Origin of the sequence: Pseudomonas sp. Lb2C2 (assembly GCF_052112205.1) — a bacterium.
In the GTDB taxonomy this organism is placed as follows: Bacteria; Pseudomonadota; Gammaproteobacteria; order Pseudomonadales; family Pseudomonadaceae; genus Aquipseudomonas; species Aquipseudomonas kilonensis.
The window spans coordinates 720,067-743,560 of sequence record NZ_JAUTYW010000002.1; the positions used below are offsets into that span (position 1 = coordinate 720,067).

Sequence of the window (23,494 nt, forward strand, 5' to 3'; positions counted from 1 at the left end):
TTTACGGGTTGTAAATGAGCATTCCGAGCCTGTTTTCAACGCAGCATGATCGTCGCGCAGGCACTTTTCGTACAAAGCCTAAGCGACCCGGGGTGGCACGAACTTCACACAGAGCATCGCCGCCGTCCCCAACAGCGCGCACAACGCCGCCAGCGGCCAGGCCTGTTGGCTCAACAACAGGCTGGCCATGGCACCGATCACCGAGGCCATCAGTTGGTGCAGGAACCCGCTCAACGCCATGGCATAAGCGCCGGCCACCGGTGAGCCTTCGTTGGCCAGGGACAGGCTGATGGGGTAGATCAACGACTGGCCAAACACCGCGAAGCAATACGGCAGCCAGAAGAGCAGCGCGATGCTGCTCAGGGTGAGGCTGCCTGCCAGCATGGTCATGCTCCCGCCCAGCACCAGGGCGATGCCCCAACCCATCATTCGCCGTTGGCCGGTACGCAGTACAAAAGCGTTCACCGCCAGCGCCCCAAGCAAGTACGCCGCACTGACCGGCCAGCCCAGCAGGCCGTATTCGATGGGCGACCAGTGGAAGCTCTCCTGCAGGATCAGCGGCGCGGCGGTGTTGAAGGCGACGATCACGCCGTAACCCAGCCCACCGGCCAAGGCCGGCAGCAGGAACGCGCGTCGGCGCAGGATGTGCCCGTAGATCCCCCACGCCGATTGCCCGTTGCCGGCTTGCACCAGCACCGGGAACCTGGCCCGGGACACCGCCGCTGCCATGGCCAGGCTGACGGCGCCCAAACCGTAGAAAATCGCCTCCCAGCCGAAAGCGGCCTGGATCAGCGAGCCCAGGTACTGGCCGATACCGAGGGCAATCACAAAGGCGATCGATATCCAGGACAGGGCCTTGGCCAACAGGTCGCCGCTGAAACTGTCCCGAATCAAGACCCGCGCCATCACCGAGATACCGCTGGCGCCGATGCCCTGGATCAACCTGAGCGTCAGGAACGCCTCCACGGTTGTGCCCAGCGGCAGGGCCAGGTTGGCCAAACCGTACAACCCCAAGGCCGCCAGCAAGACCGGCTTGCGCCCCAGCCGCTGGCTCAGGCTGCCCCACAGCAACATCGGCAGCGCCATGCCGATCAGGTACACCGACAAGCCCCAGGAAACCCGGGACGCATCGGCGTCCAGGTCCCGGGCGATATCGGGCAGGGCCGGCAAGTAGATGCTCATGCCCAGTTGGGCCAGGAAAACGGTGGTGCAGGTGACGATCAGGGTTGTACGGTTCTTCATCGAGCGTCCTGTCTCAAGGGCGGATGTCACGCCCGTGGGTCAGCAGCAGTTCGGTGATCTTTTCGCAAAACGAGCGAATCACGTTCGGCTCCATGTCGGCGCGCAGGGTAATGCGAATGGCGGCCTTGCCTTGCGGCACCACGGGAAAAAAGACCGCTGAAGTGAAATACCCCAGTTCGGCCAGTTCGACGGCCAGGCTGTTGGCCAGGGCCGCTTCACCGCAGGGCATCATGCGGATCGCCATGGGGTTGCCGTGCTGTTCAGTGCGCACGAGGCTGTCGAAGAAGCGGATATTAGCTTGCAAACGCTCCTGCAGGGCGCTGAATTCTCGACTGCGGTGCAGGCGGATCGACGCCATGCCGGCGCCGATGGCCGCTGCGTTCAGGCTCTGGGACCAATTGCTCGGCCCACCGTAACGCTGCACCAGCGCCTTGTGCCGTTCACTGCCAAACATGACCAGCCCGCCACTGGCGCCGAAGGACTTGGCCAATGAGGCAACGATCAGGGTGCGTTCATCCACGGCCGGGACGCGCGAACGGACCAGGCCTGCGCCGGACTCCCCGACCGCAGACAATGCGTGGGAGTCATCCAGGTAGAGAAACAGGCCATAGCGCTGCTTGAGATACATCAGGCTGTCCAGGTCCGCCAATCCGCCCATGCTGTAGGCGCTGTCGGCCACGTATGCCACGCAGCGCTGGCGTTTGCACAGGTCTTCGATGAAATCCATGTCGTTGTGCGGGCAGGTGATGACCTGGGTTTCATCGGCGCAGGCGGCCTTGCTGTGGTTCATCGAGTAATGGGCGTATTTGTCGAACACCATGACCGGCGAACACTGGTTGGTGAACGCGCCGCTGGCCAGCAGCGGCAGGATTCCGGCGCTTGCCGCACTGCACGACAGGGCACTGAGGCAACTGGCCCCGAACAGCTCCGACAATTGGGTTTCGTACTGGTCCAGGATCGCCAGCTTGCAGCGATTCCTTGAGTTGGCGACCCGCAGGGTCCCGGTTTCCCACAGGGCAGTCATGGCACCGTCCAGCAACGCGGGGTGATAGTCCAGGCCCAGGTACGACGTAGTACAGAAGTGATGAAAGGTGCGACCGTATTGGTCGACCAGTACATTGGGTGTCTTGACCTCGACATTCAGCCCTGAGATTTTTCCGGCTTCGGTGCCCTGCCAGTTCTGGTCTGCGAGGGTAATTACCTTGCGGTAGTGGGTGAAGTGATGGGGCGCTTGAGCAGTCTGGTTCATGGTGCGATTACATTCCTTGGTGAGTGGTGCTGTCCGTGGGGTGTTTCGATAGAGGTGTGTTTCCAGACTTTACAGATTGTTGTGCAGGGCTTTGAATCGGCTGTTTCCGGCGTGTTTGAGTGTCACTGGAGAGTTCTGCGTAGGACTTTGCCTAGGGCCTTGGACGGGGAATCCGTCGGCGATGTCGGAGCTTGGAAATACCCTGGGTTCGCCCCAAGCCCGCTGGGTTATCACTCTTTTCTGAAGGTTGTTTGCTAATGCTCTCAGGCCTCAATCATCTGACCCTTGCCGTCACCGACCTGGACCGCAGTGTGGTTTTTTATGGCGAGCTGTTGCAGCTGAGTCTCGAAGCCAAGTGGGACCGCGGGGCCTATTTATCGCTGCCGGGTTTGTGGTTGTGCCTGTCTTTCGACCCGTTACGCCGCCCCGAACCGGTGGCGGACTACACCCATTACGCTTTCAGCATCGCTGCCGAGGATTTTCCGGTGCTGGTGGCGCGGCTGAACGCGGCCCAGGTGTCATCGTGGCGAGACAACCGCAGCGAGGGTGATTCGTTCTACTTTCTCGACCCGGATGGGCACAAGCTCGAAGTCCACGTGGGCGACCTGGCGTCGCGGTTGAAGGCCTGTCGGCAGGCACCGTATGCCGGTATGGCGTTTTTTACGGAGTGACGGGGTTGCGTTGAAGCGAGTGGCTGCACCTCCTGGGCGTTTCGTTCCCTACAGTTGATCCCCTGCGCTATCCTCATCGGTACAGGGGGCGCGTCGGTCTCGCTCTGATGTATCGGCGTCATGAACTGACGATCACCCGCTTCGCTCACCGTTGCATTATCCGGATGACCTCCAGCCCCATGGACACTCGAAGTTCCGCGCCGCTGGCCAGCTACATCGACCTTCTGATGGACGCCGTGTGTGCCGTCGACGGCCAAGGGCGTTTCGTGTTTGTCAGTGCTGCCTGCGAACAGATTTTTGGCTACACCCCGCAGGAGCTGATCGGCCAGCCGATGATCGACCTGGTGCACCCCGCCGACCGCCAGCGGACCCTCGAGGCGGCGCGGGAGATCATGGACGGCGAGCCCAAGCTCAATTTCGAGAACCGTTACCTGCGCAAGGACGGTCGGGTGGTGCACATCCTGTGGTCGGCACGCTGGTCGCCGGCGGACCAACTGCGCATTGCCGTGGCCCGGGACATCACCGAACGCAAGCAGGCCGAGTCCCGACAGGCGGCGTTGTATGCGATTTCCGAGGCAGCCCATGCCGCGGCGGATCTGCTGGCGCTGTTCAAACGCATCCACCTGATTATTGGCGAGTGGCTGCCGGCGCTGAATTTTTCGGTGGCGCTGTATGACGAACAATGTTCGCAACTTAACTTCCCCTATCACGTCGATGACCGGGAAGGGCAGCCCGAATTGCCGGGCACGGTCACCGGGCGTTTGTGCGCCGAGGTGATTCGCAGCGGCCAGCCAATCCTGCTGACGCCCGGTTGCAGCCACTTGCCGCCGGGGTTCGACGACCTTGTGGCGCAGCCGGATGCGCCGTGTTGGCTGGGCGTGCCACTGAACTCGCAGAGCGGCACGATTGGCGCGCTGATCGTCAAGAGCGCGCCGGACAACGTGCGCTACACCGAGCAGGACAAGGAGTTGCTGCAATACGTTTGCGCGCAACTCACCATCGCCATCGAGCGCAAGCAGTTGCATGCCCGGTTGCAGCACATGGCTCAGTACGATCAGTTGACCCAGGTGCCCAACCGCGAATTGCTCCGTGAACGGTTCAAGTACGCCTTGGCAACCGCCCGTGCTGCGTCCGGGCGCATGGCCTTGCTGTATATCGACCTGGACCGTTTCAAGCAGGTCAACGACACCTATGGCCACGGGGTGGGCGACATGCTGTTGCAAGCGGTGGCCAATCGTCTCAAGGGCTGCATCCGCGACACCGACACCGTGGCGCGTATTGGCGGCGACGAGTTCGTGGTCCTGTTGCACAGCATCCAGGCCTTGGAGGATGCCCACAGTGTGCGGGAGAAAATCCGCCATGCACTGGCCCAGCCGCTGCGTCTGGACGGGCACTGCCTGAGCATCGAACCGAGCATCGGCGTGGCCTGTTTCCCCGACCATGGCACCGAAGATGTCGCCCTGTTCCGCCACGCCGATGAGGCGATGTACGCCGCCAAACGTCACAATCACCGGGCGTTCGGCATCTGATAGCGCGTCACCGTTCGTCGTGGCGCTGGACGTTTTTTCAACCTTTCAAGCGTGACCTTTTCAGATGTCAGGCGGGCCCCGCTCGCCGGAAACATTGTCCATGATCGAACGAAGATGTCTGGAGCGGGTCGCAGAAGGGGGAGAACCACTCAGCCGTACCTGGGTCAGACGTTTCGTTGATCATCATGGGTGGTTCTGATTCAGAGGCGGGAAACCCGCCAGAACTTTTATCAGAGGAGGGCGCGACCATGAGCCGTATGGCCAGCTTTTTTCGCACCACCAGTCTCGTCGTGCTGATGGGCCTGGGTGCCAACAGTGCCTGGGCCCAATCGCCTGCCGAATTCATCAACGATGCTTCAGCCAAAGGCATGGCCGACATCGAGGCCAGTCGCATGGCCCATGGGAAAGCCGAATCCAGGGAGGTCAAGGATTACACCATCATGGTTATCAACGACCGCACCACGGCCAATCAACACCTGGCGAAGATCGCCAAGAAGCTCGACTTGCCTGTCGCCCCCCGTGAGGAGGTGGCTGACAAGGCCAAGGCCCTGATGCCGCAGGTCAAGGAAGGCGAGTCGTTCGAAGCTGCGTATGCCGCCAGCCAGGTCAAGGCCACCGAGGAGGCCATCGCGCAGATCGAGCAGCAGGCCCAGACCACCGAAGTGCCGGAGATCAAGGCCTTCGCCGATGAAACGCTGCCTAAACTGCAGACCCATCTCGAAATGGCCAGGGCGCTGCAGGCCAGCCGCTGATCTGCTGTGTTTTTGTATTCAGGGCCGGGACGTTCGCGTCCCGGCTGATTTTTGCCCGCCAAAAGGAGAACCTTCCAGCGCATCTGCGTCAGCACTGGTTCAGGTCTACTTTGTTCTTTTCTTCCAGCCCTTCAAGACTCTTGGCTTCGCCCTGGCCCATGGCCTGGTAATGCTTTCTCAGCGCCTCCAGTTGCTTGAGGTCCAGCGACTCAAGGCCGAGCATTGCATTCTGTGCCTCCTTGGTCGCTCGTAATAACTCATCGACCTTGAGGTGCAAGATGTCGGTATCGCGGTTCTGCGTGTTTTGAATCAGGAATACCATCAGGAAGGTAATGATCGTTGTTGATGTGTTGATGATCAGTTGCCACGTGTCATTGAACTGGAAAAAAGGCCCGCTGAGGGCCCAGAGTGCCAACAACACGATGGCCCCCAGAAACGTCTTGGGGCTCCCCGCCCAAAGGGCCAGTTTTTGCGCGATTTTTGCGAAGGTCATTGCTGTGTTCCTTATGGATGCACCTGTCCTTTGTGACAGCAATGAATTGATGAAAATTCTGCTTACATTTTCAGGCGCCGCTGTTCGGCAAGGATTTTTCGTGCAGCCTGAAAATCATCGCAACCAATTGCCGTGTTGGCAGGTCACTCCTTAAGGTCCTCAGCTTCGGAGTCCACCATGAACCTCGCACGCACTGTTTGCCTTGCCTGCTGTTTGTTCGCCCTGCAAGGCTGCTTCGACAACTCGGGTAACGAGACCAAGGACAACACCGATGGCACCAAGTCCTCGGTGCAGATGCAAGAGTCTGGAGCGGAAAAGAAATAGGCAGCCCGCAACCCCTCGAATGGGCTGTCGCAAAACCCTGTGGGAGCGAGCTTGCTCGCGATGGCGGTGGATCAGTTCGCAGTGATGTTGGATGTGCCGACGCCTTCGCGAGCAAGCTCGCTCCCACAGGTTGGGGCGGCTTTCTTAGCGCCCTTGCTGCAACACCTTCAGCGCTGCCGAAGCGAGGAAGCCGGAACGGCTCTTCTCTTCAGGATGGTGCAACACATATTCATCGATTCGGTTGAGCAGGTAGCCGGGCAACGTGATGTTGAGTTTCTGCGCCTTGCCCAGGTACTTGGTCACATCGATGTCCACCAGAGCCCAAGTGCAGCCGGCATATGTCGGATTGGCGGCGTGCAAGGTGACGGTGTTGGCCGACGGAATCGGCGAGCCGTCTTCAGCCAGAATCTCGAAATGTCCCTCGATGGCCTCACGCGCCATCGCCATGGCCTCGTCCAGGTCGTCGCCTGCGGAAAAACATCCGGGAATATCCGGCACTTCAACACCCCAGGCGTGCTTGTCATCGCCCATGGAAATCGCAATCGGGTAAAGCATATTCATCGTCCTCCGGGAACGTCGCGCAACGGGTCGGCTGAAGCAGCGCCTGTTGCAAAATACTGATGGCCGTTTTCTTGAGCAGGTCCTTCTTCTGATGAGGAACCGTGACCAGCCCCGGCTTGGTCGGGTGCTTGAAGTGATGGTGGCTGCCCCGAACTCGTACCAGATACCAACCGTCTGCAATGATCTGGCTTATCAAAAATCGGCTATTCACAACACCTCCGTGTGGTGTGCTTGGTGGGTACTATACCTACTGAAAATGAATGATCAACACTATAACCACCGAGGGTGACCTCGGCAGGCATGCACAGCCACTGCAACGAAGTCTAGAAGTGGCGTCGCACAAGGGCGGCAGAGGGGCGGGGTGGGTTTATTTCGGGATGTGAAACAAGGCGAAAATGCGTGTGTGGCGAGGGAGCTTGCTCCCGCTGGGGTGCGAAGCAGCCCTGGATTTACAGCTCAAATACCAGGAGCCACTTCGCGAAACTGCGGTCGCTATGACTGCTGCACAAACGTCAGCCGTAGCGCAAAACCAATCAGAAGACTGCCAAACAACCACTGCTGCACGCGCTGGGCCGAAGGTGATCGCTGAAGCCAGCGACCTAGTGCGACACCCGCCAATGCATAGGCGCTATCGAACAGCAGGCCGACGCCGACCAGCACCACGCCCAGGGTCGCGAATTGCCCCAGCACCGGCCCGTCTTGTGGATCGATGAATTGCGGCAGCAACACTGAGCAAAACAGCAAGGCCTTGGGGTTGAGCAGGTTCGTCAGCAGCCCACGTCGAATCGCCTGGTACCAGCGGCGCTTTCCGGCTCCCACACAGGCACCTTCAAAACTCGGCAACAAGGTGGTCCGCAGGCATTGAAAACCGATCCATAACAAATAGGCAGCACCGGCCAGACGCACGATGTCGAACGTCCACGGCGCGGTCTTGAACAAGGCCGAAAGCCCCAACGCCGCCAATGCAACATGACACCCCCGAGCAATCCCCAGGCCCACCGCCGTCGCCAGTGCCGCGCTCCTGCCCTGACGGGCACCGGTTTGCAGCAGCAGAATCATGTCCGGCCCGGGCAACAGATACGCCACCGTCAACGCCATCAAAAACAACCCGAGCTCTGCCATGCCACACCCCTTCATCAACGATTCGCAAGTGCCCAGTCTATGGCGGAGGGGCGGAGCAGGTGGTTGCGAAGTCATCTTCTAAAGCTTCGTGAATTGGCATAACCTGCCACGTATCTGCATCATCCAATCGGAAAATGCCAACTTATGAAACTGGACACCTTCGACCGTAAAATCCTCGTCGCGCTGCAACGAGACGGCCGCCTGAGCAACGTGCAACTGGCCGAAGAAATCGGCTTGTCCCCGTCGCCCTGCTTGCGCCGCGTGCGGATGCTTGAAGAAGCCGGTGTCATTCGCGGTTATCAAGCCGTCCTGGACCGTGACGAAGTGGGCCTCGGGCTGACGATCTTCGTCGGCGTCAAGGTCGAACGGCACAACGACGAGCGAGCCGAAGCATTTCGCCAGGCAGTGACGGCATTGCCCGAAGTGATCTCGGCGTTCCTGGTATCGGGCGAGTCGGATTTTCTACTGCAAGTCGTGGTGCCGGACCTGCGGGCTTATGACCGTTTTGTCACGGGGCATTTGTTGAAATTGCCCGGGATCAGCGATATCCGGAGTAACTTTGCGATTAATACGGTGAAGACGCCGGGGGCGTTGCCGTTGGGGCATTTGCCTGGGGCTGAATAGTTTTTACGATGGGGATTTACCCCACGTACTAGTAACATTCGCTGTTTGAATGCGTCGGGATTGAATGGGCGAGGGGGGCCGCTGGACTCACCGTCTTCAAGGGCCGAGCGAATAGTCTTCAGTTCAGCCTTATGTCTCTGGATGGGCTGATTGGCCACGGTGATGGTTTTTCGAACGGTTCCCATGCTTGAGCCTCCTAGGTACGTCGGTATTGCTAAGCCCCGCTGCGAAAGAAGCAGGGCTTAGCGCTGTCTATCGGATGGGGTTCCCTATGTCCCCATTCTCAGGACTTACTGTCGATCTACTGCGCCTCGGATTTTTTCTTGGACTCAGCCGCCGGCCTTGGCGTAATGACCTTCACAACGTCATCAATCACCGCCTTGCTCATCTCCAACAAAAAGTGCGCAGCCCAGGCGTAGCGGTCGGTGCTCTTTTCAAACGCCGCGTCTTCGGCAAGCCGGTGAGCGAGATGCAAAAGATCTGACGCCCGTTCCAATGCCTCTTGGATGGGGACACCGCCGTTGACACGGAACAGTGCTCGATCAGCGGAATAGTTGAAGGGGGTGTAGCCGATGGTTTTTAGCTCAGTGTTTTCGTTCATGGCCTGCCCCCGTCGATCGAGAAACAGTAGGTTCGAGGCCTGTGCTTTGGCTGGTTTGAAAGTGATTTAATTTGCTGCGAGGTACGCATTGTCTAGCTCCCGTGAAGCGCGGTTGCTTGACTCACGGGTTTCCAAGCCCGATCGCCTGATTTGCAGCGACGTCTAGAAGGGTAACCACGGAAGACAAACCCAACAAGTCGGCACACCGCCTAAAAAGCGTAGTTAGCGTGCTCCTTACGCAACGCTCGGAATTTCCCTACAAATATTCGTGAGAGCCAGAGGATACTTTATGTGACGATGTTCAACGAGACACTGATCGTCGTTGCCTTCGTCCGTATGGGTAACGATCAACGTTCTAAGTTTGGATCAAGTAAAACAGGTCGATGTCGGTATGACGCCAGAAGAAATTGCTATCGAGCAAGCCGCCCTTGAATTCGCTAGAGTGAATCGAGCTTCCTTGGCTCGGCATATTGCGGACACCGCTGTGTACCTCAGTGAGGAGGTACCATTCACGGTGTTCATGGCGGGGTCGCCTGGGGCTGGCAAGACGGAAATAGCCAAGGCTATGGCTGACGATTTGGACGAGAGAAATCTGAGCCTTTACTCCAAACGTGTTCTTCGTATCGATCCTGATGATTTTCGAAGTCTGATTCCCGGCTACGACGGACGCAATTCATACCTTTTTCAGCGTGCGGTTACGAAGATTCTAGAAAAGGTGTTGGACCGCGCGTTCAAGAAGCGGCTTTCGTTCATTCTGGATGGGACGATGGCCAACCTTGGGGTAGCGAAGCGGAATATCGACCGCGTCTTGGGAAGTGGCAGGAAAGCCCAGATTATGTATGTCTACCAGAGACCAGAACTCGCCTGGCAGTTCGTGCAGGCTCGGGAAGTTACAGAGGGCAGGAACATTCCGCTGCAGGAGTTCGCCAGACAGTTTGTTGCCGCACGGCGTAATGTCATTGAGTTGAAGTGCATCTACGGTAGCCAGATCCACATCGATTTGCTTATCAAGGACTTTGATGGCGACGACGCTCAACAGGTTGAGCTTGATGTGGCTGGGGATACGATTGACGCTCTGATTCCCCAGATCTATGATCAGGCTCAGCTCGTTGAGCTGTTAGCAGAGGTTTGAAATCAATGAGTACAGATAAGATCAAGAAAACCAGCGCTTTGACTGAGTTTTTCACTAACACTCCCGCCGAGACTAGAAAAGAAATCTTGATGGGCATCATTGGCAAAGCTAACGCCTCGCAACGTGATGTTGTGCAGAAAGCAGAGGCTATCAAAGCTGCGCGGGCCTCTGCTCAGGCACACTGAGATGTTGCCGTCAAATCAGCCCAAGGTTCATTAGGCTCTGTTCAAAGTCTCGTCGAACTCGTGGTTTCCTTGCGCGAGCTGATGGGCGAAACGCTGTCGCTATATCCGCGTTACGTTGCTGCCGTTCAGCATCGGTGCTGCGTTCGCCCTGACTCTGTTTGCCGTCGTCGCTTTTGTCGCAAAACATGTTTGATTCTTTGTCGCCCAAATACTTTTTTCGGCATAGCTCAATCCGGTTCGGTCGGCACCCTTGCCGCCTACCAGTTCCCCTCTTGGCGAGGGCGCGGTGAAATCTTCTTCATGAGCGCTCATTCATGCTCTTGGCGTACTGCTCTTCAAAGCACCTGCTGCACAACGCCTCGCAATAGCCTTCAGCATGCGCCGACGAATAAGCCCGCTGACCGGGCGAATCAAATACCAATACGACGTAAAACTTCGCAACGCATCCGCGTCGAGGCAATGCACCCGTGTCTGCGTGGTGACCCTCGTCAAGCCCGGTCGCAGCAACTGGCAGGTGAAGCTTATGACCAGCTTCACATTCCCCGGCTCATTGAATAGTTCAAACGCTTCGGCATCCGCCACAACGACTTGGCCGTAGTCGGCTTTCCACAGTTTGCCGGCGAGCCCGTAAGCGACCTCTACGTCGCCGTTGCGCTGAAGCAACGTGAAATTATCCATGCCGAATGAAGCGCGTTGATCAGCGTCTGGATGCGGAGATCGACCCAGCAGGCGCATGGGGAGTTCGCGAAGCTTGATTGCATACCGAAAAAAACGGTCGTCTTCGGGACGGTGGGCGAGGATTGCCGCCATGGCATGGGAAGGGTCTACGGGGATGTCCGCGGTATGCAATTCACTGAACTGATACGTAGGCAGATATGAGTCAATCAGGTGCATCCTTGCTCTCCTTCATAGGTACTCGGTGTGAACTTCAGGGGCGCAACTCCTACAAACTCCAGACCAAAAAAAACCGGCCACCAGGAGCCGGTTTTTTAATCCCTCGCCAAAAAACATACGACGCAGGACCAGAATTCGATTGGAGCGGGTGAAGGGAATCGAACCCTCGTTATCAGCTTGGGAAGCTGGAGTAATGCCATTATACGACACCCGCTCAGAGCGGCTGACTTTGTACCAGATGTGGGCACGGATTTGAAGTTTTTCTTCACACAGCGTGCGGTCAGTCGTCTACGCGAGCCTCAAACCAGAGCGGTCGTTGGCGGGCAAGCCCCGTTGCTGAAGGCGCAGGACGGGGCTTGCTCGCCAGGACTCGGTTTCAGATGGCCGGTGCATGGTAGCCCTGTACGTAGCTATAGCGCGGTCGGCTTTCGTGGTGTTCCGGTGTGAGGAAACCCATCAAGGCGTTACGGCTGTCGCGGCAGGCGGCTTTGTGTTCCATGTCCAGGAAGTGCCCGGTGGCTTGCAGCGTGCTGAAGCTGCTGTGCTGCACGTGATCGGCAAAGAGCTTGGCGTCGTCGGCCGCGGTGTATTCGTCCCATTCGCCGTTCAGGAACAACACCGGCACGTTGATTTTTTTCGCTGCGTTGACGTAGCACAAGCGGTCGCTGTGGAGCACATCGCTGATGTGGAAGTGCATCTGCCCGTACTCATGTTCGGCCAGGCTGCTGACATGGCGATAGTTGAAGCGCTTGAACAGCGGCGGCAAATGCTTGCCGATGGTGCTGTTGACCAAGTGCCCGACACGGTCGCCGTCCAGGCTGCCGAGGTAATCCACACCGCGTTCCAGGTAGTCGCGCATCGGCGCATTGAGCACCGGCGAGAACGAACTGATCACCGCTTTTTCGATGCGCCGTGGCCGCTGCGCCAAGGCGGTCAGCGTGGCGGCGCCGCCCCAGGAAAACGACAGCACATGCTCGGCGGCGAAGTGGTCGATCAGTTCCAGGAGAATCTGGCCCTCGATCTCTTTCGTCAGCATTTGCTCATGTCGATTGTGAGCTTTTGACTTGCCCGCGTAGGGTTGGTCGTACAGCACAACGTTGAATTGCGGGTAGAGGTTTTTGGCGGTCTGTGCAAACGACGCGGTGGTGGCCATTGAGCCGTTGACCAGAATGATGGTCTTTTGTGCGGCGTCTGCGCGATAGAACTCCGTGTAAACCCGATACTGACCCTGTATATCCAGCACAGCGATTTCTGGCCTCATGTCATAAGACTCCTGGCAAGCGGGTATGCGCGCAATGAGATTGCACGGGCAATGTGACAGGTAGGCATACGCCTGGAAGATAAAGCCCATGTCGATCCAAAAAAACGGTCGACGGGTGTTGTTATAGGCGGGCAGTTCGCCGGCGGGACAAGGCGGAACCTGAGGGTTCCAGCCGGCAAAAAGTTTCTTGGAAGTATGTTGTGACTAATCGGTCACATTTCGGCCGACGGTTTGATTCAAGCAGGGGGGCGACCGTTGCGCAAGTACCTATCGGAAAATTGTTCGACACTTCTGCCCAGCGGTAGCGGGTTCAGATGAGATGGACTTCTTCAGGGCTCAAGGCGCGGTACTGGCCCGGCTCGAGATGGGCATCCAACGTCAGCGGGCCCATGCGCTCGCGGTGCAGGCGCAGCACCTTGTTGTTGAAGTGGCCGAACATGCGCTTGACCTGGTGATAGCGTCCTTCAACGATGCTCAAGCGCGCCGATCTGGGCCCCAGCAGCGTCAGCTCTGCAGGTTGGGTGGTGAGGTCTTCGAAGGCAAAGTACAGGCCCCGGGCAAAGGTATCGGCGTATTCGGCCGTGATGATTTGCTCGGTTTCGACGTAGTAGACCTTGGGCAGTTTGGTCTGTGGTTGGGTCAGGCGCCGTGACCAGGCGCCGTCATTGGTGATCAGCATCAGTCCGGTGGTGTTGAAATCCAGGCGCCCGGCAATGTGCAGGTCGTCCTTGTCCGGTTCGTCCAGCCAGTCGAGGACGGTGGGGTGTTGCGGGTCGCGAGTCGCACTGACACAGCCGGGCGGCTTGTGCAGCATGAAGTAGCGCGTCGGCCGGCCCGTTTGCAGCACTTCGTCGTCGACCTCTACACGGCTGAATTCACGGACTTGTGCATGGGGATCGCTGACGGTCTGGCCGTCGATCCGCACCCGGCGTTCCACCAGCAACAGGCGCGCTTGTTGGCGATTGAATCGCGGCAGATTACTGAGGAAACGGTCGACGCGCATGGGTAGTTCAGGCAAGGCAACGGAGGGCGGGCATCTTACGCGATCGGTTGGGGCTTGGCGCGCAACTGGGCTTCGACCTGGGCGCAGCGTGGGCACAGGCAGGACTGATCGCGCAGTTCGACTGGCAATGCCTCGAGCACGGCCGGGTCGATGCTTACGCCGTAACACCAGCAGGCCCGGTCGGCGGTTCGTGGGTTGGCCAGGGTGCAGTCGTTGGTGCCGCCGCAGGCCGGGCAAAGGTCGGGTTTATTCATAACTGGAGTGAGGCATTTCCACGCAGGTTCGGTTGCACCCGGTCTGTCGGGCGCGTTGCAGCGCATGATCGGTCCGCGACAGCAGGCTGTGCAAGGTGTCTTCGTCCTGCAAGGTGGTGAGGCCGAGGCTGACGGTGACCAGCAATTGTTTTCCGCTGCAGAAATAGCGCTGCTTTTCGATGTGCTGACGAATTTTCTCTGCGATCTTCAGACCGGTCTGTCCGTCGGTGTCCTTGAGCAGGACGGCAAAGGCTTCAGTGCTCCAGCGACACACGATGTCCGAATGCCGCAGGCTTTGCGTCAGGTCGCGGGCGAACCCTGTCAGCAGTTGTTCGGTGGCGATATGACCATGGGTGCTGTCCAACCGCTTGAACTCGTCCAGTTCCACCAGCACCGCAGTCAAGGGTTTTGGCTCGCGCTGGGCTTCATGCAGGGCTTGCACGGCCAGCAGGTCGAAGCCACGGCGATTCGGCAATTCGGTCAGGCTGTCGAGGGTGGCCTGGGCGTCGATGCGTTGTTGGTAGCTGTTGATCAACCGATAAAGGATTGCCAGCACCGCCAGCGTCACGAGCATGCCGATCAGCAGGTTCAGATACAGCGTCTTGAGGATGTTATCGCGTACCGAGGCATGGGCTGCGTAGTAGCCCAGCAACGCAATGATCAGGAAACCTGTACCGAGCAGCGCCACCACGGCCAGGAGCGGCTTGCGCTGGGAATACAACGGCGAACGGAGCGACATGGCGATTCCCTTGGCGCAGACCCAATGGAATCAGTTTAGTGGCCTTGTGGGAAAAGACATTCGGATTTGCAGGTTTGTAGGACGGTGATGAGGGAACAAGTGCCCTCACCACCGGTTCAGCCTTATTCCAGGCTACGCAGATAAGTCCGCCATCCCCCCAGGTGACTGATGTCCCGCGCGCCTTCCAGGCCATACGACTCGCAGATGAATCCGCTTTCCCAGCGACCATCGGCCAGTTGCACCTTGCCCAGCCCCAATGGTGCGGGGATGCCGGTCAGGAATGAACCCAGTTCGCTGCTCGGCAGCTCCCAGACCTCCACCTCGATCGCCACGCCGCCCTCGATGACCCGAAGCATGCCGGGGCGCAGGGGCGGGCCACCGGCCAAGGCGTAGAGGCGGTAATCCGCTGAGCTTTGGGTGGCCTCGATCAGCCGCGCGCCGCGTTGCTTGAGTTGCCAGTTCAGCGCCAACCCATCCAGGTGTGCGCCACACACCACCAGCCGCGCCCGGTCGTGGCGCGCCGGGTTGGCGGGCGCTGGCAAGGCCGTGTCCTGTTGACGCTGCAAGGCATCGGCCACGCTCAAGAGGTATTGGTCGGTGAAGGCTCGACCGAACAACGTCACGCCCCAGGGCAAGCCGTTGGCCATGAACGCACTGGGTACGGCGACGGCGGCGTAGTCCAGCAGGTTCATGAAATTGGTGTAGTACCCCAGCTCGGAGTTGCGCAGCACCGGGTCGGCGGCCAGTTCGGCGAGGGTCACCGGGCGGCCGATGGTCGGGGTGAGGACGCAATCGAGCGTATCCATGGCCCGGTCGCACTGGGCCTTGAGGGCTTGCAAACGGTAGCGGGCGCGGAAGGTTTGTACGCCATCCACCGTAGGCGCTTTCGCCAGGACGGCGCGGATGACCGGCAGTACGGCCTCCGGCTCACGTTCCATCAAGGCGCCGGCAACACTGTAGCGTTCGGCCACCCAGGGGCCTTCATACAGCAGCCGCGCCGCTTCCAGGAACGGCGACAAGTCCAGTTCCACGGCTTCACCGCCCAGGCGTTCGAGCCGCTCGATGGCTTCCTGAAACAGTTGCGGACCTTCCTGGCAGCCGAAAAATTCCAAGTCCTGTTGGCGCGGCACACCGAAGCGAAAGCGCCGGGGCGCGCCGAACGCGGCGCCATCGTTCCACTGCGGGTTGTGGCGGCTGTAGTCGTCACGAGGGTCTGGACGGGCTGTCAGCGCCAAGAGCTGGCTGGCTTCCTTGGCCGTCGCCGTGAAGGTGGTGACGCAGTCCAGCGTGCGACAGGCTGGGACCACGCCCGCCGTGGAGATCAACCCCAAGGTGGCCTTCAACCCCACCAGGTTGTTCAACGCTGCGGGCACCCGACCGGAGCCGGCGGTGTCGGTGCCCAAGGCAAAACTCGCCACGCCCAGGGCCACTGCCAGCGACGAGCCGGCGCTCGAACCGCCTGCCGGATAGTCGGGCAGCACGCTGTTACGGCAGGCGCCGTAGGGCGAGCGAGTGCCATTGAGCCCGGTGGCGAATTGGTCGAGGTTGGTCTTGCCCAGAGGGATCGCGCCCAGTGCCAGCAATTGCTCGACAATGGTCGCCGAACGGTCTGGCACGTAGGCAAACGCCGGGCAGGCGGCGGTGGTCGGAATGCCGGCCAGGTCGATGTTGTCCTTGATGGCAAACGGCACGCCGTACAGCGGCAGGCTCTCCAGGTCGCGGCTTTCCAATGCGGCCAGGTAGGGTTCCAGTTCTTCGGCCGTCAGCAGGTGGATGAACAGGTGATAGTCCGGGTTCAGCGCCGCGGCTTTTTCCCGCAGGGCCAACAGCAATTGGCGTGGCGTCAGTTCGCCGCTGCGGTAGGTATTGCGCAGGTCGTCCAAGCGAAGAGAGAGGTTCATGGTGTTAATCCTTTGATTGAGTTCAGTCACGGTCCAGCACGACGACGCGCTGTCCGGCGCGCACTGCGGAACCGGGCTGGACGCGCACCTCGCGCACCACGCCGGCCGAGGGCGCAAGCAGCGGGATTTCCATTTTCATCGACTCCAGGATGACCAGCACATCACCGGCGGCGACCCGTGCGCCAACGTCTACCTGCACCTGCCAGAGGTTGCCGGCGATGTGGCTGTCGACACTTAATTGACCGTCGTTCAGCGGCGAATCTTCGCTGGGTGCGATGGCCGCTTCTTCACTGTCGAAGTGCGCTTGGCCACTGGCGATCCAACGCTCGCGCTCGGCGTCGAAGGCGCCTTGTTGCCGTTGGCGGAACGCGGCGATGCCGTCGGCTTCCTGCACCAGGAAACGCTGGTAGTCGGCGAGGTTGAGCTGGCTGTGCTCGATCTCCAGGTCGAAGCGGCCCAGGGGGAAGTCCCGCCGGATGCGCAGCAGTTCATCGGCGCTGACCGGATAGAAGCGGATCTGGTCGAAGAACCGCAGCAGCCACGGCTTGCCGTCGAAGGCGGCGACGTCCCGATAACGGTTCCACATCTGCAAAGTGCGCCCGACGAACTGATAGCCGCCAGGCCCTTCCATGCCGTACACGCACATATAGGCGCCGCCGATGCCCACCGAGTTTTCCGCGGTCCAGGTGCGGGCCGGGTTGTATTTGGTGGTCACCAATCGATGGCGCGGGTCGAGCGGCGTGGCGACCGGCGCGCCGAGGTAGACGTCCCCCAGGCCCATCACCAGGTAGCTGGCGTCGAACACCGTGCGTTGCACTTCATCGAGGTTGGGCAGGTCGTTGATGCGCCGGATGAACTCCAGGTTGCTCGGGCACCAGGGCGCGTCCTTGCGCACCGTGGTCATGTATTTTTCGATGGCCAACTGACAGGCCGGATCATCCCAGGACAGCGGCAGGTGAACGATGCGCGATGGCACTTGCAGGTCCTGCGCCGCGCACACGGCGTCCCACTCACCGGCGACGATGCTCAGCAGATCGGCCAGGGGCATTTGCTCGGGTTGGTAGTGCACTTGCAGCGAGCGAATGCCCGGCGTCAGGTCGATCACGCCGGGCAGGTGTTTGTGTTCCAACGCCTGCATCAAGGCATGGGCGCGAAAGCGCAACACCAGGTCCAGTTCGGGGGCGCCGATTTCCAGCAGCAGGTGGGTGTCGCCCGATAGCCTTGCCACCAGGCGCGTATCGTCCTGGCCGATATCCAACACCACAGGCGACCCCAGCCCCTGTGGGAGCGAGCTTGCCCGCGATAGCGGCGGGACATCCAAAATCGATGGGACTGACAGACCGTTATCGCGAGCAAGCTCGCTCCCACATTGATCCCATTTCAAGGCGAGAGATCGCGCGGTGGAGATATCCACCGGCACAAACCGCACCTTGTCCCCCGCCTTGAGCTGCCCCAACTGCCAGAGGTCCGCTTCGATCACCGTCACCGGGCAGACGAAGCCGCCCAGGCTCGGGCCGTCGGGGCCGAGGATGACGGGCATGTCGCCGGTGAAGTCCACGGCGCCGATGGCGTAAGGGTTGTCATGGATATTGGAAGGATGCAGCCCGGCCTCGCCGCCGTCGGCGCGGACCCATTCGGGTTTCGGCCCGATCAGGCGCACGCCGGTGCGGCTGGAGTTGAAGTGCACTTCCCAGGCCGTGTCGAAGAACGTCTGGATGTAGCGCTCGGTGAAGTATTCGGGCGCACCGTGGGGACCGTAGATCACGCGGATCTGCCGCACGCTTGGCAGTTCCAGGATCGGCGCGCTCGTTGGCGGCAGCGTCGTGTGTTCGTCCAGCGGCGCCAGGTGCAACACGTCGCCGGTACACAGCGCTCGTCCGCCGTGGCCGCCAAACTGGCCGAGGGTGAAGGTGCTTTTACTGCCCAGGTAATCCGGCACGTGCACGCCGCCTTGCAGGCACAGGTAGCTGCGCGCCCCGGCGCCAGCGATGTTGCCAATGGCGAGGGTGGCGCCGGCAGCAATCGACAACGGCGTGTTCATAGGCACCGCTTCGCCGTCGAGCGTGAGGGCAATCACCGCACCGGTCACCGCCACCCGGGCAGCGCAGTTGAAGCGCAGCAGCGGCCCGTTCATGGTGATTTCCAACGCCGCCGCACCTTCTTCGTTGCCGAGCAGGCGATTGCCCTGGCGCAGCGAACGGCTGTCCATCGGCCCCGACGGCGGCACACCCACCGCCCAGTAACCGAGGCGGCCGGGATAGTCCTGGACGCTGGTCTGGGTGCCGGGGCTGAGCACTTCGACGGTGTTGGCGCGATAGACCAACGCCTCCAGGCAGCGGGTCCAGGGCTGGCCGCTGGCAAACGGCGTGTCGAGGAGAATCTGTTGCAGGTAGTGGCGGTTGGTCTCGACGCCGTACAGCAGGCTTTCGTCCAGCGCTTGATGCAAGCCCAGGCGTGCCTGCTCGCGGGTCGGCGCCCAGCGAATGACCTTGGCGATCATCGGGTCGAAGTAGGGCGGGATCTGGCAACCGGCCTCGACCCAGGTGTCGATGCGCAGTGCCTTGCCGTCGGCCTGGGGAAATTTCACGGCGGTCAGCAGCCCCGGGCTTGGCTGGAAATCCCGACCTGGGTCCTCGGCATACAAGCGCGCCTGGATCGCGTGGCCCTCGGCTTTCAAACCTTGGCCGAGCTCGCTCAGTGGCGGCAAATCACCGGCCGCCAGTTGCACCATCCAGCGCACCAGGTCCACGCCCCACACCTGCTCGGTGACGCCGTGCTCCACTTGCAGGCGGGTGTTCACTTCCAGGAAATAGAAGCGCCCGGCGTCGCTGTCGAACACGAACTCCACGGTGCCGGCGCTGCGGTAGTTCACGGCTTGGGCCAGTTGGATCGCCGCTGCGCAGAGTTCGTCGGCCATGCCCTCGGGCAGGTTCGGCGCCGGGGTTTCCTCGAGGACTTTCTGGTTGCGCCGTTGCACCGAGCAGTCGCGCACGCCCAAGGCAATCACTTGGCCCAAGCCGTCGCCGAATACCTGCACTTCCAGATGCCGCGCACGTTCGATGTACTTCTCGATGAACACCCCGGCGTCGCTGAAGTTGTTCTGGCCCAGGCGCTTGACCGCTTCGAAGGATTCGCTCAGGTCGGCGGCGCTGCGACACACACGCATGCCGATACCGCCGCCGCCGGCGGTACTTTTGAGCATCACCGGATAGCCGAGCTGTGTGCCGGCCAATAGCGCGGCGTCGAGGCTGTCGAGCAGTTCGGTGCCTTCGAGCAGTGGCACACCGTGCCGGCGCGCCAGGTCGCGGGCGGTGTGCTTGAGGCCGAACACGCGCAGTTGTTCTGGCGTCGGACCGATGAAGGCAATACCGGCAGCTTCGCACGCTTGCGCGAAGGTGGCGTTTTCCGAGAGAAAGCCGTAGCCGGGATGGATCGCGGTCGCGCCGCTGCTTTTGGCAATCGCCAACAGCTTGTCCACCGCCAGGTAAGTACCGGCCGCCGCGCCTTCGCCCAGGCAGTGGGCTTCATCGGCCTGGAGGATATGCAAGCTGGCCGCGTCGGCCTGGGAATACACTGCGACGCCCTCGACCTTCAGCTCACGCAAGGTCCGCAGGATGCGGCAGGCGATGGCGCCACGGTTGGCGATCAGGATTTTTTCGAACATGGCATTGCCCCCTCAGGCATGTGTGCTGCCTGAACTGGGATGCGGGCCGTCCCGCAGTTTTCGATGGCCGCCGGGGTCGTCCCTGGCGACAAACCTCCAAACACCACTACTCCCCTTGTGGGAGCGAGCTTGCTCGCGATAGCGGCGGTACATCCAACCTTGATGTAACTGACAGACCGCTATCGCGAGCAAGCTCGCTCCCACAGGGGATCAGGGCGTTATTTGATGCACTGCCCCGACCGGCTCTGGCACAACACAAACAACCAGCGCCGCAGGCGGGTGAGTTTCAGTTCCATATCAACAGCTCCGCTGGCGTGGGGTTGTAGGCGTTGCACGGGTTGTTCAGTTGCGGGCAGTTGGAAATCAACACGATCACGTCCATCTCGGCCCGCAGGTCGACGTATTTCCCTGGTGCCGAGATCCCGTCTTCGAAGGTCAGGCCGCCATCGGCGGTGACCGGTACGTTCATGAAGAAGTTGATGTTCGGCCCGATGTCGCCCTTGCCCAGCCGACCGTCGTGGGCGCAGGCCCGCAGGTAGTTGTCGCGGCAACTGTGCATGTAGCGTTTTTCCAGGGCGTAGCGCACGGTGTTGCTTTCCTGGGCGCAGGCACCGCCGAGGGTGTCGTGGCGCCCGCAAGTGTCTTCGACGATGGTCAGCATCGGGTGGCCGAGGTTGGAATACAGCACGCTGCCGGTGCTCAGGTACACGCTGTTCTGCCGGCGCAGGGTGCGCTGCACATCGTAGCGCTCCTTGGGGTTAGCCAGGCTGTAGAACAGCGTATCGACCGCCTGGTTGCCTTCCAGGTCGAGGATGCGCAGGGTCTGGCCGGCCTTGACCTCCACCAGCCACGGTTCCCCGGCGGGGATGGTGGCGCGGTAGACGGCAGCATCGGGTTGCTTGTGTGCGGTGGCGATGGCGAGTGACATGGCAGCGATCCTCAGGCGAACAGGCGGTCGGTGTTGATGAAGCCGCGCTGGTTTTCCGGGCGCGAATGGCGACAGTGCTCGGCGACGCTGGCGTCAGCGTTCATCCAACTGAGCTTGAGCGGTTGCGGGGCGTATTGCGGGTTCGGGTCCATCGGGTGCTGCAGCGCGGTCAGCACCACCAGGGTGTCCATCGGTGCGTACATCTCGATGTAATCACCGGCCTTGGAGTTGCCTTCGACAAAGTGAAAGCCTCCAGCCTCATCGACATCGACCCGGCTGAACAGGTTGAGGGTCATCAGCAGGTCGGACAGGGCCAGCCCCCATTTGCCCAACTCCACCAGCAGGTTGTCGGTGCCGTTGCGAAAGAAGCCGTTGCGCAGTTCCTGGTAGCGGCCCTGACCGTATTTTTCAGCGACTTCCTCGGCGCAGAGCACACCGCCGAGGCTGTCGCTCCAACCGCAGGTGTCGGCGGTGATGGCCGCCAGCACCCGGCCCATGTCGGAGTAGAGGCAATGGCCGGTGGTGAGCTTGGCGGTGTGTTGGCATTTGAGGCTGTCGGGCAGGTTCAGGCGTTCGGTTTTTTCGTTGGCGTTGAGCAGCGTCAGGCTCACGTTGGCCCCGCCGCGCAGGTCGGTCAGGCGCAGCAGTTGGCCGCGCTTGAGCACGAAGGAACGGTGGCCGCCGCCGGGCAGCAGTTCTTCGGCGAAAGGTGTAAACAATTGGGTCGAGTCGGTCATGGAAAAAACTCCTTTCAAGCGATACGCAACGTGCCGGCCAGTCCGGCGGGCAGGGCGTCGACGGCGGCACGGGCGGTGCGGCGGTCGCTGTTCAATGGAATGTCGTAGGTAATGCGGGCGCCATAGGCGCCGGGGGCGTGCGGGTCGACACGGACCTTGTCGAACACCAGCAGGCGTGTGCCGAGGCTGAAACCTTCGGACAGGTCATGGGTGACCATGAACACCGTCAGCCGGGTTTCGCGCCACAGCTCCAGCAACAGGGCGTGCATGTCTTTGCGAATGCCCGGGTCGAGGGCGCCGAAGGGCTCGTCCAGCAGCAGGACGCGGGGCTTCATGATCAGTGCCTGAGCGATCGCCAGCCGCTGTTGCATGCCCCCGGACAGTTGCGCCGGGTATTTATCCAGCGCATGGCCCAGGCCGACCTTGTCCAGCAGTTGCGCGGCGTCGTCGCGGGCCTGGCGCTTGGCGCTGCCAAACAGGCGGCCCAGCAGCGGCGAGCGCGGCAACTCCAGGCCCAGGGCCACGTTGTCCAGCACGCTGAGGTGCGGGAACACCGAATAGCGCTGGAACACCACGCCCCGGCTGGCATCCGGCTCGCCGGCCAAGGGTTCGCCGTCCAGGAGAATCTGTCCGCGACTGGCGCGTTCCTGGCCCAGCAGCAAGCGCAGGAAGGTCGACTTGCCGCAACCCGAGGCGCCCACCAGGGTGCAGAACTCACCCTCAGAGACGCTCAGGTTCAGACGCTCCAGTACCACCTGGTCGGCATACTGTTGCCAGACGTTGTTCACCGTAATGAAGCTCATGCCTTCGCCCCCTCGTACCAGGGGAACGCTTGCCGGGTCAGTTGCTTGAGGCCCCAGTCCATCAGCCAGGCGAGCAGGGTGATCCACACCACATACGGCAAGATCACGTCCATCGCCAGGTAACGACGCACCAGGAAAATCCGATAGCCCAGCCCATCCGTGGAGGCGATGGCTTCAGCGGCGATCAGAAACAGCCAGGCCGAACCGAGCATCAGCCGCAGGGAAATCAACAGGCGCGGCAGCAGTTGCGGCAGCACCACCCGCAGCATCAGGGTCCAGGTCGACGCGCCGAGGGTCTGGGCCTTGATCAGCAGCTCGGGCGGAATTTCCCGGGCGCGCTGTTCCAGGTCGCGCGCCAGGCACGGTGTGATGCCAATCACGATCAGCATCACTTTCGACAGTTCCCCCAGGCCGAAGACGATGAACAGGATCGGCAGGATAGCCAGCGGCGGCACCATCGACACCACGGTGAGCAACGGCGACAGCGGTGCGCCAAACAGCGGCAACGTACCGGCGGCAATGCCCAGGCACAGCCCGGCCAGGGCGCTGATGCCCAGGCCGATGGCCAACCGACGCAAGCTCGACGCGGTGTCTTGCCAGAGCAGATAGTCGCCGCTGCGGGCATCGGCGGTGAAGGCCAGGCGTTTGACCGCATCGGCCATTTGCACGGCGCTGGGCAGGAGCTTGTCGTTGGGGTTGTCCGTCAACCGTTCGGCCGAGCCCATGAAGTAGGCGAACAACACCAGCGCGAATGGCAGGATCACCAGCAACAAGCGGCTGGGACGATCCGGGTAGCGGTTGATCAGGCGCATGCCAGGTCCTCCG

At 61.0% G+C, this 23,494-nt stretch carries 24 protein-coding genes, 1 tRNA gene and 2 pseudogenes; 7 read left to right on the top strand and 20 right to left on the bottom strand.

Annotation, left to right across the window (positions count from 1 at the left end):
• Window positions 1-78: 78 nt before the first annotated feature.
• Together Q7F16_RS07575 and Q7F16_RS07580 are read right to left on the bottom strand one after the other, a co-directional pair.
• On the bottom strand, window positions 79-1,242 hold the full coding sequence (locus tag Q7F16_RS07575; protein WP_014336994.1) for an MFS transporter: 1,164 nt from the start codon (window positions 1,240-1,242) through the stop codon (window positions 79-81).
• Window positions 1,243-1,255: 13 nt separating this feature from the next.
• A complete protein-coding gene (locus Q7F16_RS07580; RefSeq protein WP_409556387.1) occupies window positions 1,256-2,491 on the bottom strand; it encodes an aminotransferase class I/II-fold pyridoxal phosphate-dependent enzyme in 1,236 nt (411 codons plus the stop codon).
• Between the two features lie 257 nt (window positions 2,492-2,748).
• On the opposite strand from Q7F16_RS07580, the gene fos reads away from it, so the two are divergent.
• The 3 genes from fos (at window position 2,749) to Q7F16_RS07595 (ending at window position 5,443) form a co-directional block, all read left to right on the top strand.
• Entirely contained in the window at window positions 2,749-3,162 is a 414-nt protein-coding gene (gene fos / locus Q7F16_RS07585; protein WP_046065155.1) for a fosfomycin resistance glutathione transferase, read from the top strand.
• Window positions 3,163-3,341: 179 nt separating this feature from the next.
• A complete protein-coding gene (locus tag Q7F16_RS07590; RefSeq protein WP_095962874.1) occupies window positions 3,342-4,691 on the top strand; it encodes a sensor domain-containing protein in 1,350 nt (449 codons plus the stop codon).
• A 248-nt stretch (window positions 4,692-4,939) separates the two neighbouring features.
• Window positions 4,940-5,443: a DUF4142 domain-containing protein gene (locus Q7F16_RS07595; protein ID WP_041475778.1), complete on the top strand. Its 504-nt coding sequence runs from the start codon at window positions 4,940-4,942 to the stop codon at window positions 5,441-5,443.
• Window positions 5,444-5,531: 88 nt separating this feature from the next.
• Here the strand turns inward: Q7F16_RS07595 and Q7F16_RS07600 are convergent, their stop codons facing one another.
• On the bottom strand, window positions 5,532-5,936 hold the full coding sequence (locus Q7F16_RS07600) for a low affinity iron permease family protein (protein ID WP_014336999.1): 405 nt from the start codon (window positions 5,934-5,936) through the stop codon (window positions 5,532-5,534).
• Window positions 5,937-6,113: 177 nt separating this feature from the next.
• Between Q7F16_RS07600 and Q7F16_RS07605 the strand changes: the two genes are divergently transcribed.
• The gene (locus Q7F16_RS07605; RefSeq protein WP_003198724.1) at window positions 6,114-6,260 is read left to right on the top strand and encodes a hypothetical protein; all 147 of its coding nucleotides are present in this window, start codon (window positions 6,114-6,116) and stop codon (window positions 6,258-6,260) included.
• A gap of 144 nt (window positions 6,261-6,404) precedes the next feature.
• Here the strand turns inward: Q7F16_RS07605 and Q7F16_RS07610 are convergent, their stop codons facing one another.
• From Q7F16_RS07610 to Q7F16_RS07620, 3 genes and pseudogenes are all read right to left on the bottom strand, one after another.
• Complete coding sequence (locus tag Q7F16_RS07610; protein ID WP_014337000.1) at window positions 6,405-6,815, bottom strand: type II toxin-antitoxin system HicB family antitoxin; 411 nt, start codon at window positions 6,813-6,815, stop codon at window positions 6,405-6,407.
• A 40-nt stretch (window positions 6,816-6,855) separates the two neighbouring features.
• Window positions 6,856-7,032: pseudogene (locus Q7F16_RS07615) on the bottom strand (type II toxin-antitoxin system HicA family toxin); the annotation flags it as partial.
• A gap of 281 nt (window positions 7,033-7,313) precedes the next feature.
• The gene (locus Q7F16_RS07620; protein ID WP_409556388.1) at window positions 7,314-7,943 is read right to left on the bottom strand and encodes a LysE family translocator; all 630 of its coding nucleotides are present in this window, start codon (window positions 7,941-7,943) and stop codon (window positions 7,314-7,316) included.
• 144 nt (window positions 7,944-8,087) lie between these two features.
• On the opposite strand from Q7F16_RS07620, the gene Q7F16_RS07625 reads away from it, so the two are divergent.
• Window positions 8,088-8,567, top strand: a complete 480-nt coding sequence (locus tag Q7F16_RS07625) for an Lrp/AsnC family transcriptional regulator (protein WP_014337002.1) — start codon at window positions 8,088-8,090, stop codon at window positions 8,565-8,567.
• A gap of 301 nt (window positions 8,568-8,868) precedes the next feature.
• Here the strand turns inward: Q7F16_RS07625 and Q7F16_RS07630 are convergent, their stop codons facing one another.
• A complete protein-coding gene (locus tag Q7F16_RS07630) occupies window positions 8,869-9,168 on the bottom strand; it encodes a DUF3077 domain-containing protein (RefSeq protein ID WP_014337003.1) in 300 nt (99 codons plus the stop codon).
• A gap of 391 nt (window positions 9,169-9,559) precedes the next feature.
• Here Q7F16_RS07630 and Q7F16_RS07635 point away from each other — a divergent pair, with 391 nt between their 5' ends.
• Together Q7F16_RS07635 and Q7F16_RS07640 are read left to right on the top strand one after the other, a co-directional pair.
• Window positions 9,560-10,300, top strand: a complete 741-nt coding sequence (locus tag Q7F16_RS07635) for a zeta toxin family protein (protein ID WP_046065152.1) — start codon at window positions 9,560-9,562, stop codon at window positions 10,298-10,300.
• Window positions 10,301-10,305: 5 nt separating this feature from the next.
• Complete coding sequence (locus tag Q7F16_RS07640) at window positions 10,306-10,485, top strand: hypothetical protein (protein ID WP_041475779.1); 180 nt, start codon at window positions 10,306-10,308, stop codon at window positions 10,483-10,485.
• A gap of 99 nt (window positions 10,486-10,584) precedes the next feature.
• Here Q7F16_RS07640 and Q7F16_RS07645 read toward each other — a convergent pair whose 3' ends face one another.
• The 13 genes and pseudogenes from Q7F16_RS07645 to Q7F16_RS07705 all read right to left on the bottom strand — a co-directional run bounded on the left by Q7F16_RS07645 (window position 10,585) and on the right by Q7F16_RS07705 (window position 23,481).
• Window positions 10,585-10,797, bottom strand: coding sequence for a hypothetical protein (locus Q7F16_RS07645; RefSeq protein WP_152667599.1), 213 nt, complete (start codon window positions 10,795-10,797; stop codon window positions 10,585-10,587).
• On the bottom strand, window positions 10,798-11,379 hold the full coding sequence (locus Q7F16_RS07650; protein WP_046065151.1) for a hypothetical protein: 582 nt from the start codon (window positions 11,377-11,379) through the stop codon (window positions 10,798-10,800). It lies immediately after the preceding gene.
• Between the two features lie 140 nt (window positions 11,380-11,519).
• Window positions 11,520-11,593 (bottom strand) — tRNA-Gly (locus tag Q7F16_RS07655).
• 162 nt (window positions 11,594-11,755) lie between these two features.
• Window positions 11,756-12,640, bottom strand: coding sequence for an alpha/beta fold hydrolase (locus Q7F16_RS07660; protein WP_014337006.1), 885 nt, complete (start codon window positions 12,638-12,640; stop codon window positions 11,756-11,758).
• A 310-nt stretch (window positions 12,641-12,950) separates the two neighbouring features.
• Window positions 12,951-13,643, bottom strand: coding sequence for a pseudouridine synthase (locus Q7F16_RS07665; protein WP_409556389.1), 693 nt, complete (start codon window positions 13,641-13,643; stop codon window positions 12,951-12,953).
• Window positions 13,644-13,678: 35 nt separating this feature from the next.
• Entirely contained in the window at window positions 13,679-13,897 is a 219-nt protein-coding gene (locus Q7F16_RS07670; RefSeq protein WP_046065149.1) for a cysteine-rich CWC family protein, read from the bottom strand.
• Window positions 13,890-14,507, bottom strand: a pseudogene (locus Q7F16_RS07675) (GGDEF domain-containing protein); the annotation flags it as partial. The gene Q7F16_RS07670 and the pseudogene Q7F16_RS07675, both read right to left, overlap by 8 nt.
• Before the next feature lie 251 nt (window positions 14,508-14,758).
• A complete protein-coding gene (gene atzF / locus Q7F16_RS07680) occupies window positions 14,759-16,537 on the bottom strand; it encodes an allophanate hydrolase (RefSeq protein ID WP_409556390.1) in 1,779 nt (592 codons plus the stop codon).
• Window positions 16,538-16,559: 22 nt separating this feature from the next.
• On the bottom strand, window positions 16,560-20,201 hold the full coding sequence (uca, locus tag Q7F16_RS07685; protein WP_409556391.1) for an urea carboxylase: 3,642 nt from the start codon (window positions 20,199-20,201) through the stop codon (window positions 16,560-16,562).
• A gap of 286 nt (window positions 20,202-20,487) precedes the next feature.
• A complete protein-coding gene (locus Q7F16_RS07690; RefSeq protein WP_014337011.1) occupies window positions 20,488-21,129 on the bottom strand; it encodes an urea amidolyase associated protein UAAP2 in 642 nt (213 codons plus the stop codon).
• Window positions 21,130-21,140: 11 nt separating this feature from the next.
• Complete coding sequence (locus Q7F16_RS07695) at window positions 21,141-21,866, bottom strand: urea amidolyase associated protein UAAP1 (protein ID WP_409556392.1); 726 nt, start codon at window positions 21,864-21,866, stop codon at window positions 21,141-21,143.
• A 14-nt stretch (window positions 21,867-21,880) separates the two neighbouring features.
• Window positions 21,881-22,669, bottom strand: a complete 789-nt coding sequence (locus Q7F16_RS07700; RefSeq protein WP_186649620.1) for an ABC transporter ATP-binding protein — start codon at window positions 22,667-22,669, stop codon at window positions 21,881-21,883.
• Window positions 22,666-23,481 carry an ABC transporter permease gene (locus tag Q7F16_RS07705; RefSeq protein WP_046065143.1) on the bottom strand — a complete coding sequence of 272 codons (816 nt, stop codon included), beginning with the start codon at window positions 23,479-23,481 and terminating at the stop codon, window positions 22,666-22,668. The genes Q7F16_RS07700 and Q7F16_RS07705 overlap by 4 nt, the downstream gene beginning before the upstream one ends.
• Window positions 23,482-23,494 lie beyond the last annotated feature (13 nt).